General features: G+C 66.9%; 13 protein-coding genes. 8 read left to right on the forward strand and 5 right to left on the reverse strand.

Annotation, left to right across the window (positions count from 1 at the left end; translation table 11 throughout):
- Positions 1–30: 30 nt before the first annotated feature.
- Positions 31–825: a tetratricopeptide repeat protein gene (locus tag AAFU51_16565; protein MEO1572871.1), complete on the reverse strand. Its 795-nt coding sequence runs from the start codon at positions 823–825 to the stop codon at positions 31–33.
- A gap of 73 nt (positions 826–898) precedes the next feature.
- On the reverse strand, positions 899–1,564 hold the full coding sequence (locus AAFU51_16570) for a hypothetical protein (GenBank protein MEO1572872.1): 666 nt from the start codon (positions 1,562–1,564) through the stop codon (positions 899–901).
- Positions 1,565–1,670: 106 nt separating this feature from the next.
- Here AAFU51_16570 and AAFU51_16575 point away from each other — a divergent pair, with 106 nt between their 5' ends.
- From AAFU51_16575 to AAFU51_16585, 3 genes are all read left to right on the forward strand, one after another.
- Positions 1,671–2,828 carry an AraC family transcriptional regulator gene (locus AAFU51_16575; GenBank protein MEO1572873.1) on the forward strand — a complete coding sequence of 386 codons (1,158 nt, stop codon included), beginning with the start codon at positions 1,671–1,673 and terminating at the stop codon, positions 2,826–2,828.
- Between the two features lie 93 nt (positions 2,829–2,921).
- Complete coding sequence (locus AAFU51_16580) at positions 2,922–3,614, forward strand: hypothetical protein (GenBank protein MEO1572874.1); 693 nt, start codon at positions 2,922–2,924, stop codon at positions 3,612–3,614.
- A gap of 132 nt (positions 3,615–3,746) precedes the next feature.
- Positions 3,747–5,552, forward strand: a complete 1,806-nt coding sequence (locus tag AAFU51_16585; protein MEO1572875.1) for a S41 family peptidase — start codon at positions 3,747–3,749, stop codon at positions 5,550–5,552.
- A gap of 15 nt (positions 5,553–5,567) precedes the next feature.
- On the opposite strand, the gene AAFU51_16590 is transcribed toward AAFU51_16585, so the two are convergent.
- Together AAFU51_16590 and AAFU51_16595 are read right to left on the reverse strand one after the other, a co-directional pair.
- A complete protein-coding gene (locus AAFU51_16590) occupies positions 5,568–7,811 on the reverse strand; it encodes a TonB-dependent receptor (GenBank protein MEO1572876.1) in 2,244 nt (747 codons plus the stop codon).
- 157 nt (positions 7,812–7,968) lie between these two features.
- Positions 7,969–8,466: a thioredoxin family protein gene (locus AAFU51_16595; protein ID MEO1572877.1), complete on the reverse strand. Its 498-nt coding sequence runs from the start codon at positions 8,464–8,466 to the stop codon at positions 7,969–7,971.
- An 87-nt stretch (positions 8,467–8,553) separates the two neighbouring features.
- Between AAFU51_16595 and AAFU51_16600 the strand changes: the two genes are divergently transcribed.
- The 3 genes from AAFU51_16600 to AAFU51_16610 are packed head-to-tail and all read left to right on the forward strand — an operon-like array spanning position 8,554 to position 10,996.
- Positions 8,554–9,225, forward strand: coding sequence for a metal-dependent transcriptional regulator (locus tag AAFU51_16600; protein ID MEO1572878.1), 672 nt, complete (start codon positions 8,554–8,556; stop codon positions 9,223–9,225).
- Positions 9,226–9,257: 32 nt separating this feature from the next.
- Positions 9,258–10,214 carry a zinc ABC transporter substrate-binding protein gene (locus AAFU51_16605; GenBank protein ID MEO1572879.1) on the forward strand — a complete coding sequence of 319 codons (957 nt, stop codon included), beginning with the start codon at positions 9,258–9,260 and terminating at the stop codon, positions 10,212–10,214.
- Positions 10,211–10,996: a metal ABC transporter ATP-binding protein gene (locus AAFU51_16610; GenBank protein MEO1572880.1), complete on the forward strand. Its 786-nt coding sequence runs from the start codon at positions 10,211–10,213 to the stop codon at positions 10,994–10,996. The genes AAFU51_16605 and AAFU51_16610 overlap by 4 nt, the downstream gene beginning before the upstream one ends.
- A gap of 172 nt (positions 10,997–11,168) precedes the next feature.
- Here the strand turns inward: AAFU51_16610 and AAFU51_16615 are convergent, their stop codons facing one another.
- A complete protein-coding gene (locus AAFU51_16615) occupies positions 11,169–11,426 on the reverse strand; it encodes a GIY-YIG nuclease family protein (protein MEO1572881.1) in 258 nt (85 codons plus the stop codon).
- 239 nt (positions 11,427–11,665) lie between these two features.
- Between AAFU51_16615 and AAFU51_16620 the strand changes: the two genes are divergently transcribed.
- Both AAFU51_16620 and AAFU51_16625 read left to right on the forward strand, forming a co-directional pair.
- A complete protein-coding gene (locus AAFU51_16620) occupies positions 11,666–11,953 on the forward strand; it encodes a hypothetical protein (protein ID MEO1572882.1) in 288 nt (95 codons plus the stop codon).
- A 27-nt stretch (positions 11,954–11,980) separates the two neighbouring features.
- Positions 11,981–13,108, forward strand: coding sequence for a metal ABC transporter permease (locus AAFU51_16625; protein ID MEO1572883.1), 1,128 nt, complete (start codon positions 11,981–11,983; stop codon positions 13,106–13,108).
- The last annotated feature ends 128 nt before the right edge of the window (positions 13,109–13,236 follow it).

Below are 13,236 nucleotides of genomic sequence, written 5' to 3' on the forward strand. Positions count from 1 at the left end.
CACCGCAACACAGCCGAGCCGCCACACTCATCAGTAGAGAGAGCGGTTGAAGACGGGGCGGTGCTGCTTCACAACGGGGTGGCCCTCGCCGAGCGTGGCGAAGATGGCGAGGCAGGCGCGGCGGGCGCCGTCGGCGTCGTAGCTGCGGTCCTGGACGAGCACCTGAATGAACCGAGCCAGCGCAGCATCGGCGTCGCTCTGCTGGAGCGCGGTGAGGGCCTCGGCGTAGAGCGGACGCGCCGGGGCCTCGGCCAGGGACGTGAGGTCGCGCTGGAGGAAGTCGGCGAGGGACCGGACGCCCTCGGCGGTCTGCGTGTGCTGGCCGTCCACGAGCGTGCGGGCGCGGCCGGGGGCGTCGAAGACGACGGCGCGGGCCAGGTGGACGCGGGCATCGGGGTTGGCCTCGTCTTCGGCGTAGGCAGCTTCCAGAAGCGGCAGGGCAGCGGTCCGGTCGCCTGCGTCGAGGAGGGCGGCAGCGTCGGCGAGGAGCGCCTTCTGGCGGCTCGGGAGGTGGTCGGCGAGCCAGCGGCGCAGCGCCGGCTCGGGGAGCGCGCCTGTGAACTCTGCCACGACCTCGCCGCCCGCAAAGAGCTTCACGGCGGGGATGCCGCGGATCTGGTAGCGTGCCGAGAGCGCCTGGTGCTGGTCGGTATTGACCTTCACGAGCGACCACGCGTCGCTCTCTGCGTCGAGTTTGTCGAGTGTCGGGCCGAGCACGCGGCAGGGGCCGCACCACGCGGCCCAGAAGTCGACGAGGACGGGGCGCTCGTGGCTGGCCGCGATCACGTCCTGCTCGAAGTCGAGGACGGCATCGGTCGGTTGCATAAACAGAGGGGCTGGCGCAGAGAAGGGAAGGTCTTCCCTGACGCGCAGCCCTGCGCGAGGTTCGCGCTGTCCGCTACGGCACGCCCCAGATCGAGAGGAAGCCGTCGTTCTCCAGGCCGATCAGGCAGGCTCCGGCCGTGCAGTCGCCCTCCTGATTGCTGCTGAAGAGCGTCGTGCCGCGTCCGCCCGTGACGGAGCCGTCGCCGATGCGGAGGTGGTCGGCCATCGGGCCTTGCCCGATCACCTCGGCCTGCTCATCGTTCACGGTGAGTTGCCGAGGCATGAGGAAGCGAAAGACGACCTCCGTCTCCTGCTCCATAAACTGCGAGCCTGAGTTTGCGCTGGTGGTGCCGAGGCCGCCATCGCTGGCAAAGGGGACGTGCATGATTTCGCCGATCAGGACGATGCACAGGGTGGTTTCGCTGCAGCCAGCGTGACGGTCCGTGCTGCCGTAGAGCGTGAGGCCCCGCGCGGCCGCGACGGTGTTGTCGCCGGTCGGCTGAAGGATCGCCGCGTAGGTGCGGTTCTCCTTGACGAGCGCCATCTGCTCGTCGCTGAGGACGGCCTCGCGGACCGGTTCGAAGTCCACGAGCCGACCGCTGCCGAGGTCGAGGGCGGACACCCCATCGACGCGTCCGCTGCCGAGGTCGCCGCCGGCGATAGGATGCTCCTGCGCAAAGGCGGGGCTTGCAAAGGCGGGGCTTGCAACCAGGAAGAGAAGGATAAAGAGAAGGCGCATCGTGTAAGGAGGGCTGAGGGAAACGGTCCGGTTGTTTCGGTACGCGCGGTCGCTCCGGCCGAGAGGTCACAGGCAACCTCGCCGCGATGTCGCCGTAGGGCGCAGCGTGACACTCGATCTCCCCATCCCTGACTTGCTGGCAGCCCTCTTTGGCGGGGGTGCGGTCGTGCTCGGGTTGGTCGTGGGCGTTGGGCTGCTCGTCCGGCCCGGTGCCCAACGCGTCGCGCGGTGGTGCCTAGGCGGCTTTCTTATCGCTGGAGCGCTTACCCTCGCCAACGAACTCATCGGCACGCTGCGTCTCCACCGGCTGAGCGACCACTTCTGGATCCTGCCGCTTGTCTACACCTATGCGCTCGGACCGCTGCTCTATCTCTTCGTTCGGCAACGCCTCCTGCCCGAACGCGGACCGCGCCGCCGTGACCTGGTTCATGCGGTCCTCCCGGCGTTTCAGGTGGTGCACCAGGTCGTCATCGGCTTCGCGTCCGTCGCGGTCAAGGAGGCCTACTGGCGTTCCTCATTCGGGCAGATCTACAGCCAACTCGACACCTTGATCTTTGTGGCGAGCTTTGGAGTCTACCTCGTAGCATGCTGGCGACTGACGCAGCAACGGGCGGGACCGCCAAGCCTGGTGCAGTGGCTGCGTCGGCTGATCACGGGAGCCGTCGTCATCCTTGTTGTGGCGTTCGTTATGGAAACGATGCTCGTGACAGCGCTCGTCGTGGAGGCGGTGCCTGCGAGTGTGCTGGCATGGCTCAATCTTGGGGCGATGCTGACCTATGCCGCGATGCTCTACTGGGTCACCTTCACCGGCTTCGTCTACAGCCTCGCACCGAGCGCGGTCGAGGAGCCGCCGGGCAAGCCCGTGCCGACACCAGAACGGCGCGAGCGGTACGGGATGACGCCGGACGACCTGGCTCGCCGTGCCGCTCGGCTCCGCGATCACATGGCGACCGCGCAGCCCTACCTCGACCCGACGCTTTCCCTCGGCACCCTCGCCGATGCGCTCCGCCTGAGCGAAAAAGAGCTCTCGCTTGTCCTCAACGAGGGCCTCGGCATGGGCTACACGGAGTATGTCAACGGGCTGCGCGTGGCCGAGGCGCAGCGGATCCTTGCCGATTCAGACCGCGCCACCACGTCGGTGCTCCAGATTGGGATGGAGGCAGGATTTGCCTCAAAGGCTACGTTCAACCGCGCCTTCAAACAGGTCACAGGATGCACGCCGACGCAATACCGTGCGGGTGCCGACTCGCTCCTGGCCTCCTGAAACGCCGATTTCGCGTCTCATCCGTTCCGTGAGGCGAAGGGCTTGGGAGACGTTGCCCAGTTTGGCAGCGTCTCATCAACCCCGTACTGGACTATGTCACGACTCTCCCCGCTCGTCCTTCTTCTCGGTGGCATTCTCGCCACCTCGGCTGCCAACACCCAGCCCATCACCCTCGCCATCGACCTCGGTACCCACGATCTCGGCGCGCATGATCTCGGCGCGCATGATCTTGGTGAGCGCAATCTCACCGACGCAATCGTCGGCGTTCACGGCGACACCGCTCCGCTTTCCTGGGAGCAGTCGCTCCCGCTCACAGACATGGAAGCGCCCGTCTCAGGCGATTCCGATAGGCCCCTCCCGTTCGAGGCGCTCGTCGGGGACTGGACAGGCACGCTCACCTACACCGACTACAGTGACGACACTAGACGGGCCACGCTGACCATCTCGGCCAACGGGCGCGCGCTGCGGCGCGGTGGCGTCCGGCTCGATCTGCGCTACGTGGAACCCGACGGCTCCTCCGGCGGCATGGGCACCACGACGCTCCGCGAGCGCCGTGGCCGGATCGAGTACGACGGCACCCCGTGGACCCAACTTGAGCGTGAGGTGCGCGTCGACGGCTTCCGCATCGTGTTGGAACGGGAGGGCGACGACAATCGTCGCCCGGCTACGATCCGTCACACCATCACCCTCGATGGCGAAGAGCTATCCGACCGCAAGGAGGTACGCTACGACGGCACCGACACCTTCTTTGAGCGCAACCTCTACCGCCTGACTCGTGCGGATTGACGCCCGTGCGGGAAGCGTGCGCTGGAGAGCATCGCCCAGATCGGACCACCCCATGTGTGGCTACGGCGGGTAACCTCACAGCAGCGTGCCCGCAACGTCAGAGTCTCACTTCTCCCCATCCCCTTCATTTCCATGTCTCGATTCTCGCTCGTCGCTCTTCTCGCGCTGCTCGCCGCGACGGTGCACGCCCAGCCCATCACCATCGCGCTCGACCTCGCGGACCGCGATCTCGACGGGATGACCGTTGGGGTGCGCGGCGACACGGCCCCGCTGTCGTGGGAGGCGTCGGTTTCGCTCACCGACCCCGATGGCGACGGCGTCTACACGGTCGACCTCGCCTTCTCCGACGGTACCGGGCGCGTGGCCTACAAGGCCGTCCTCGAACCCGAGGCGGGCGAAGTCGAGTGGGAGCCGGGGAGCAACCGCCTGCTCCTCCCCAGTGTGATGACGATGGACCGCCGCGGCTTCGGTGAGCCGCAGACCGACCTACCCGAACTCACCGTCACGCCCGCCGAACTCGCCGAGGACCTGGCGCTGCTCCGCGAGGCGATGGAGGCGCTGCATCCAGGCCTGCGGCTCCACAACACGGACGCTGACCTCGCCGTGGCAGCCGATCACCTCGCGGCTTCCGCCCGCGACCTCGCTGCGACGCACGGCGACGCGATTCCCGTGACGGTGGCCTACCTCCCCATCGCCCGGGCCGTGTCCGCGATCCGCGACGGTCATACGCAACTGAGCATGTACAATCAGACCAGCTACACCGAGGCGATCCTCTACGACCGCGCCGACCGCGTGCCGTTCACCTTCCGTCTCGTTGCCGACGATTTAGGTACGCGCATGCTCGTCACGGGCGACGCTACCACCGACCGTGTGCTGCCTGCTGGGACCGAGATTCTGACGCTCGACGGTCGCCCTGTCACGGAGGTCATCGACGCGCTGATGCCCTACGCCTCCGCGGACGGCAGCAACGATGCCAAGCGGATCGATCTCCTTCAGGTGCAGGACCTCCTCGCGCCCGCCGAGCGCTTCGATGTCGTCTACAGCCAGCACTTCGCGCCCGAGGGCGATCTCGCGCTCACCGTCCGCACGCCCGGCTCCTCTGGGACAAGCACCGAGCAGGCGCTCACCACCCCGCGCATGACCGCCGACGCGCGCCGCGACGTGCTCTGGGACCGCGACCCCGACCTGCCCCGCTCACGCGACGACCTGCTCCAGTACTCGTTCCTAGACGACGGGACCGCCTACCTCCGCATCGGCTCGTTCTCGACGTTCAACATGGACCTCGACTACGAAGCGTGGCTCACCGGTGCGTTCCAGGCGTTCCGCGAACGCGGGGCCGAGCGGCTCGTCGTGGACCTGCGCGGTAACGGGGGCGGTATGGACAACGCGGCGGCGCTGCTGCTCGCGCACCTACTGACCGAGCCCGTCGAGGTGACGCAGTGGCAGGGGCACACGGCCTACCAGACCATCCCCGAGGCCCTGCGCCCGCACGTCCGCTCATGGTCAAACGACTTCTACGACCTCGGCGATAGCGTCACGCCCAACGGCGACGGCACCTTTGCCCTCGCTCCGCGCTCGCCGGTGACCGTGTCCCCTGCTCCCGATGCCTTCGACGGGAAGGTCGCCGTGCTCATCGACGCGGGGCCGTCGTCGGCGACGTTCTATCTCGCCGACACGATCCAGCAGGCTGGCGCCGCGCCGCTCGTCGGGCAGACGACGGGCGGGAGCTTGAAGGGCCTCAACGGCGGCCAGATGGTCTTCCTCACCCTGCCGCATACCGGCTTTGCCGTGGACGTGCCGCTCTACGGCAGCCGCCCCGTCACGCCCGGCCCCGACCGCGGTGTCGCGCCCGACGTGCTCGTGGAGCCCAATGTCGATGCCATCGTCGCCAGGCGCGATCCTGAGTTGGAGGCGGCGCTGGCGTTGCTGTCGGAATAGCCGTGGGGGGCGTGGCTACGGCAGCGTCAGGCGCACGCCGAGGCCGACGCAGCCGCCATGCATGGGACCGTAGACGTAGGCCGTATCGAAGTTGGGCCCAAACGGATTCGCCGGGTCGATGAGCGGCGCGGGCTGCTGGTAGTTGAAAAGGTTCTCGCCCGCGAGGTAGACCTGCGCGAGTGTCCCGTCCGGGAGGTCGAAATCCTTCGTCACCTGCACGTTGTGCAGCGCGAACGTCGGCGAGGTGGTCGGGCGCTCGAACGGGGCCTCGTACTCCGGCAGAGCCATCGGGCCGGTGAGGTTCATCGTGTAGTCCACCGCGAAGCCGCGCGGCAGCATGTAGGTCGCGTTCACGACGCCCTGGAAGTCGGGCGCGAACTCCAGCGGGCGCGTCTCGCCGTCTTCATCGACGAACACGTCCATGAACGTCGCCCCGACGGTGTAGGTGAGCGGGATCGCGGTGAGGCTCTGCGAGAGCGTTAGCGAGACGCCCCGTGTGGTCGCGGAGCCGTCGAGGTTGGCGTAGACGATCCGCCCGGGCGTGTCGTAGTTCGGCTCGATCTTGTTGGTGAAGTAGGTGTAGAAGCCCTCCACGTCGATGGTGAGCGGGTTCGCACCGAACGGGACGATGTGCTGGAGGCTGACGGTGCCGTTGACGGAGCGCTCAGGCGCGAGGTCGTCGAGGAGGACGGTCGCGCGGGATCCGGTGTAGGCGGCGTGGTCCTCGGTGAAGAGGTTGACGATGCGAAAGCCGGTCCCGGCGTTGAGGCGCAGCGTCGTGTTGCGTCCCGGCGTCAGCTTGAGGCTCGCGCGCGGCGACGGAACGACGCCATAGTCCTCCTGATAATCCAGCCGGAGCCCGCCGAGGAGGCGCACCACGTCGGAGGCGACGTATTCGTGTTGCGCGAAGACGCCGGGGATAAGCCGGTCGTCCGGCGCGTTGTCGATCTCGGTGCCGTTGTCGTCGAAGACGCCGGTTGCCCCGGTGTTGTCGTCATAGCGCTGAGCACGGAGCGCGGCCCCGAAGAGCGTCGAGTGCTGCGACCCGAAGCGGACCGGCGCGATGAGCTGGGCGAACGCGGTCGTCTGGCGCGCCTGGTAGTCGGCGTCGCCGTAGAAGCTGTCCTGGTCGTGGTGGTTGAACGCGAGGTCGAGCTTCACGCCCCGGCGCGGCGCGAGGTGGACGCTGCCGACGGCCTCGATGCGGTGCGTGCGGATCGTCTCGCCGTAGATCTGGTCCGAGCCGCGCAACGCTTCGGAGAAGTTCTCGATGAAGGCCTCCGTGCCGCCGAGGCGGTCCTCGTAGTAGTAGCGCACCGAAAGGTCGGCCTGCTTGAAGCCGTCGCGCGTGGCGAGCGCGGCCTTGCCGAAAAGCGAGAACCGCGTGTTGAGCGGTGTATCGGCAAAGGCGTCGTTGTTGTCATCATGGAAGGTGTTGTTGTAGAACGCCGTCGCCGAAACCAATGTGGCGAACCGCCCGCGCGTGGGCACCACACCCACGTCGGCCGCGAACTCGCTGTGGGTCGTTCCGAACGTGTTCACGGCGAGGCGCGGGGCCGTCTGCGGGGTTTTCGTGATGATGTTGATCACGCCGCCCATCGCCTCGGAGCCATAGAGCGTCGACATCGGCCCCTTGATGACCTCGACCTGCTGGATGAGGCTCGGGCTGATGCCGTTGAGCCCGTAGACCGTCGCGAGGCTGCTCATGATCGGCATACCGTCGATGAGCACCGCCGTGTAGGGGCCATCCATGCCGTTGATACGGAGGTTGTTGGTCCTGCACACCGCGCAGTCGACCTGCTGGTAGAGCCCGTTGACGTTTTCGAGCACCTCCATGATGTTGGCGGTCGGGATCTTCTCCAAGTAGCGCGGCGACACCACGTCGACCTTCACGGGCGAGTCGCGCACGAACGTCTCTTGCATCGTGCCGGTCACAACGACCGTCTCGGTCTGGCTGACCGTTGCGGTGAGTTCGAAGGCCACGGTTGCACGCCCGCCGCTGGTCACGGTGACCGCCTGCGTTTGCGCTGCGAAGCCTACCGCCGAGGCCGTGAGGTCGACCGTCCCCGCAGGCACGCCGTCGATCTCGAAGCGCCCGTCGAGGTCGGCTGCCGCCCCGAGCGCGGTCCCGCGCACACCGATGGAGGCGAACGGCACGGCCTCGCCGTCGGCGTCGGTCACGCGGCCCTCGATGAGGCCCTGGGCGACGGCCGCCGGCGCGAGCAGGGTGAGGAGGAGCAGGAGCAGGGAGCGGGGCATGATGGTGATGGTTGTGATGTGCTCGGTGCGGCTCCCCCTGTTCAGATCGACAATCGCTGCGCGCTTGCGTCGATCTGAACTGTCCCCCTCGATTTCGAGGGGGACAGTTTGACCGCCGTTCAGGCGTGTCAAACAGGGGGAGCCGACCCGGCAGAAGTCACCCTCCTGGCGGCGTAGCCTGCGTTTGCTCGGCGTAGGAGGCGAAGTCGGTGTGTTGGTAGGCGTCGGTGGCGACGTAGGCAAGCAGCAGCGCGAAGGCGCCGGTGGTCTGTGCCCCTTGGACACGCGTGATGGGTGTGCCGTCTGGTTCGAGGAGGACGAAGGTGGGCGTGCCCGCCGCGCCGAAGTGCTGCGCCCAGGCGAAGGGCGAGCGCGTGTGGTCGCCGAGCGTGAGGCGCGACTCGTGGTCGGCGTAGTCGAGTTCGGCGTGGGCGAAACGGGCTAGGAGCGGCGCGACCTCCGGGAAGACGGCGGCTTCCATCTGGCGGCATGGCCCGCACCACGCCGCGTGGACGTAGATGAGCACGTGTTGCTCCGTCGCGGCAGCCTTGGCGAAGGCGTCCGGCAGCGACGCCCACGTCACGTCCTCCGCGACGCTCGCCGGACCGGGCGAGGCGTGCACGAGAAGCGCGAGTAGGAAGGCCGTGAAAAACATTTTTTGGTCAGCCTAAATTGACTTAGGTGAACCTAAAAAATATCTTGATCTCTGTCAAGCCTCCCCTGCTTCCTTCACCGCGCCGTCATGCAGACGCAAGCCATCGAGGACTACGCCAAGGCTATCTACGACCTCACCCGCGGCGCAGACGCCGTGGGCACCTCGGCCCTTGCCGAGCGGCTGAACGTTGCACCCGCGTCCGTGACGGGCATGCTCAAGAAGCTCGCGGCGATGAACCTCGTCGTCTACGAGCGCTACCACGGCGCGGCGCTCACCGAGGCCGGACGCAAGCTCGCCGTCGAGGTGATCCGCCACCACCGGCTCGTGGAGGCCTACCTCCACCAGGCGCTCGGCGTCCCGTGGGACCGCGTCCATGCCGAGGCTGAGCAATGGGAGCACGTCCTTTCCGAGGATCTCGAAGCCCGCATCGACGAGGCGCTCGGCCACCCGACGCACGACCCACACGGCGCGCCGATCCCAACGCCCGACCTCCGCCTCGTGGAGCCCGACTGGCCTGCCCTCGTCACGCTCGATGCTGGAGCCAGCGGCATCGTCGCCGAGGTGAGCGACCATGACGCGGAGCTACTGCGCTACGTTGGCAGCCTCGGCCTCTACCCCGAGACGCCCTTCGAGGTCGTCGCCGTGGCCCCATTCGATGGCCCGATCTCGGTGCGCCTCACTGCATCGGACGCGGCCTCCGACGTGCACCCGGTTGGCTTCGCCGCGGCTCAGCACATCTATGTAAAACCGGCGGCGTAGCTCCGTCTTGCCTCCTACTTGACCTCCCCATCATGCCTCGTTCCTTCGACAGAATACTGTTGGCCTTAGTCGTGCTGCTTGGACTAGGGCTTCCTGCGTGCGCGGACACCTCCAATGAGGTCCCGCTCGCCGAGCGCGAACTGCGCATCGTCGCGACGACGAGCATGCTGGCGGACCTCGCGCGCGAGGTGGGTGGCGAGCATGTGACCGTGACCGGGCTGATGGGGCCGGGCATCGACCCGCACCTCTACCGGCCCACCGAGGGCAACGTGCAGACGATGACCGAGGCCGACCTCGTGCTGCTCAACGGCCTCGACCTCGAAGGCAAGATGGGCGAGGTCTTCCAGCAACTCGACCGCCTTGGGATCCCGTCGGTTGCTGTCGCGGAGGAGGCGGTCCCCGAAGGGCGGCGCCTCAATGCTGAGGGCTATGCGGGGTCGTTCGACCCGCACGTCTGGATGGACGTGGCTCGCTGGCAGGACGCAGTGGCGCTCGTAGGCGCGACGCTCACCGAGGTGGACCCAGCGCACGCTGAGAGCTACCAAGCCAATGCCACGGCCTACCACGAAGCCCTGGCCCCGCTCGACGCCTACGTGCGTGAGCAGATCGCCACGATCCCCGAGGGCCAACGCGTCCTCATCACCGCGCACGACGCGTTCAGCTACTTCGGCGAGGCCTACGGGATTGCCGTGCGTGGCCTCCAGGGCCTCTCGACGGACGCCGAAGCCGGGACGGCCGACGTGCAGCGCCTCGCCGAGTTCGTCGCCGAACGCCGCATCCCGGCCATGTTCGTCGAGTCGTCCATCTCGCCGCGCTCCATCGAGGCCGTGCAGGCCGCCGTGCGCAGCCGCGGCTTCGACGTGGCTGTCGGCGGAACGCTCTACTCCGATGCCCTCGGTCCCGCAGACTCGGGCGCGGACACCTACGTTGGGATGATTCGTCACAACGTCGACACGATGGTGGGCGCGCTGGCGCAGGTGGAGGGATGAACCCTGACAGCCGCCAGCCGACAGCCAACAGCCACGCCGCCATCGACGTTGCTGACCTCACGGTGGCCTATCGCGATCAGCCGGTGCTGTGGGACATTGACCTCGCCGTGCCGGAGGGCGTGCTCATGGCGATCGTGGGGCCGAACGGGGCGGGCAAGACGACGCTCATCAAGGGCATTCTCGGTCTCGTACCGCTCGCGGCGGGGCGTGTGCTCGTGCTCGGCGAGGCCTACGAGCGGCAGCGCAAGCGAGTCGGCTACGTCCCTCAGCGCGGCTCCGTCGATTGGGACTTCCCGACCAACGTGCTCGACGTGGTGATGATGGGCCGCTACGGCGCGCTCGGCTGGCTGCGCCGCCCCGGCGACGCCGAGCGTGACCTCGCGATGGGCGCGCTCCGCAAGGTGGGCATGGAGGACTTCGCCGATCGCCAGATCGCACAGCTTTCGGGCGGCCAGCAGCAGCGCGTCTTTCTCGCCCGTGCCCTCGTCCAAGACGCCGACGTCTACCTCATGGACGAGCCCTTCCAGGGCGTCGACGCGACCACCGAGCGTGCCATCGTGCGGCTTCTGCAGGACCTCCGCTCGCGCGGCAAGACCGTGCTCGTCGTCCACCACGACCTCCAGACCGTGCCCGAATACTTCGACTGGGTGCTGCTCCTCAACGTCCGCCGCATCACCGCAGGACCCGTCGCCGAGGTGTTCACCGAGGAGAACCTCCGTCTGACCTACGGCGGCCGCGTCCCCTTCGCGGGTCACGTCGCCGGACGGCAAAGGCTTGGGTAGTCCTTCGTGTTTAGTCCCTAGTCATTTGTCCTTGAACCATCGAAGATCCGCACACCACTGTCTCATACTTGCTCGATCTCACCCCTTGTCATGCTGAACTCGTTTCAGCATCTCTTCGATGCCTTGGTATTCCTCAATAGTCAGAGATCCTGAAACAAGTTCAGGATGACATCTAGGTGAGCAAATGCCAACCTGGATCCTGGCTCAGGTCTCGCAGCCCGGGATTGCTCTCACGTATCAGATTCCATTTCCAGGCCCGCCGCCAGTTCTTCAACTGCTTCTCCCGAGTGATAGCATTGTGTACCTCTCCGAACGTCTCGAACCAAAGCAGGTCATGCACCCGATAGCGCTTCGTAAATCCCTCAACGGCTCCGCTCCGGTGTTCCGGAAGCCGTCGGGCGAGGTCGTTCGTTACGCCGCAATAGAGCACCGTGCGCGTACGGTTCTAGAGGAAGTAGACATGGTAGCGGTGACGATTCATCCAGCTAGACTTCCCCAGAATTGTCATGCTGAACTTGGTTCAGCATCTCAGCGATGCCACGAGGTGCTGCAATCGTCAGAGATCCTGAAACGAGTTCAGGATGACAAGAGAGGCGGTTCGGAAATGGCCCAAGGGGTGGAGCAATGGGTGTAGTTCGGTGCCAGCGTCATGGTAGACAGTCGGGAGTCATGTGCCGTAACCATATTGATCTGGCAATCAAAGAGCGAAGCTTGAAGGACGGCGTGGCCGAAGTGGTCATAGACCTGATGGACGATGGGGCTATTCCGATCTCTACGCTATTGTGTACGCAGTGCGCGAAGGTCTACGAAGTCCGAGATGGTCAGACCGTCGAGGGCGAGTGCCTGGAGATGTGGAAAGACCTCACGATCCAGTGCCCGGAATGCCTTGCGGAAGCGCAACTGGTACTGGCAGCAGAGCAAGCAGTGCGCGATAGCGACTCAGCCCGTGACCAATGATCAAGGACCAATGACCAACACCTAGCCGTGGACCTCTTCTTTGACTACACGCTGCGGACGGTCGCGCTGGGGGCGGCGACGCTGGGGCTCGTGAGCGGGTCGCTCGGGACGTTTGCCGTGCTGCGTGGGCAGAGCCTGCTCGGCGACGCGATCAGCCACGCGGCGCTCCCAGGTGTCGTGCTCGCCTTCCTACTCACGGGTAGCAAAGCCCCGCTCGTGCTCGTACTCGGCGCCGCGTTCGCTGGGTGGATCGGGACGCTCGCCATCCTACACGTCACCGATCACTCGCGCGTGCCGTTCGACGCGGCGCTGGGCTTGTTGCTCTCCGTGTTCTTCGGCGCCGGACTAGTGGGATTGACGTATCTCCAGGGCAGCGGCACAGGGGCGCAGGCGGGGCTCGATAAATTCCTCTTCGGGCAGGCCGCGGCGCTCGTCGGGCGCGACGTGGCGGTGATGGCGGCGCTCGGCGGCGGGGCGCTCCTGGTGATGCTCGCGTTCTGGAAGGAACTCAAGCTGCTCCTCTTCGACGAGGACTTCGGCGCGGCGCTCGGGCTACCAATGCAGCGGCTTGACGTGCTGCTGACGGGCCTCCTCGTGATTGCCATCGTGATTGGGTTGCAGACCGTAGGCGTGGTGCTGATGAGCGCGATGCTGATCGCCCCAGCGGCGGCAGCGCGGCAGTGGACCGACAAGCTCGGGCAGGTCGTCTTTCTGGCGGCCGTGTTCGGAGCGCTCGCTGGCGTGAGCGGGGCCCTGCTGAGCGCGACGGCCGCGCGGCTCCCGACGGGGCCGACCATCGTGTTGTGTGCCTCGCTCATGGTGGTGGTGAGCCTGCTCGTGGCACCGGGGCGGGGGCTCGTGGCGACGTGGCTGCGCACCCGAAAAAACCGCCGCGACCTCCGCGAGACGGGCGTCCTCGAAGACCTCTACACGCTGGCGCAGCGGCACGGCGACCCGCACTACCCGCACCCTATCGGCACGCTGCGCACGATGACGCACCGTCCTGAGAGCATCGGCCCGAGCCTGGAGCACCTACAGGCGCGCGGCTGGGTCGTCCCCACCGGCGACGCCTGGGCGCTCACTACGGCGGGCCTCGACGCCGCCGAACGCCTCAGCGGTCGACGTGCGAAGTCTGAAGTTGGAAGTGCGAAGTAGGAGGCGGCGCGTGGCACGTCGCCCAACAGCGCCTCCACGCTGAAGCGGGGCACCCTCGACCCTCGACCCTCGACCCTCGACCCTCGACCCTCGACCCTCGACCCTCGACCCTCGACCCTCGACCCTCG

This window comes from Bacteroidota bacterium (genome assembly GCA_039821555.1).
Taxonomy (GTDB): Bacteria; Bacteroidota; Rhodothermia; order Rhodothermales; family Rubricoccaceae; genus JBCBEX01.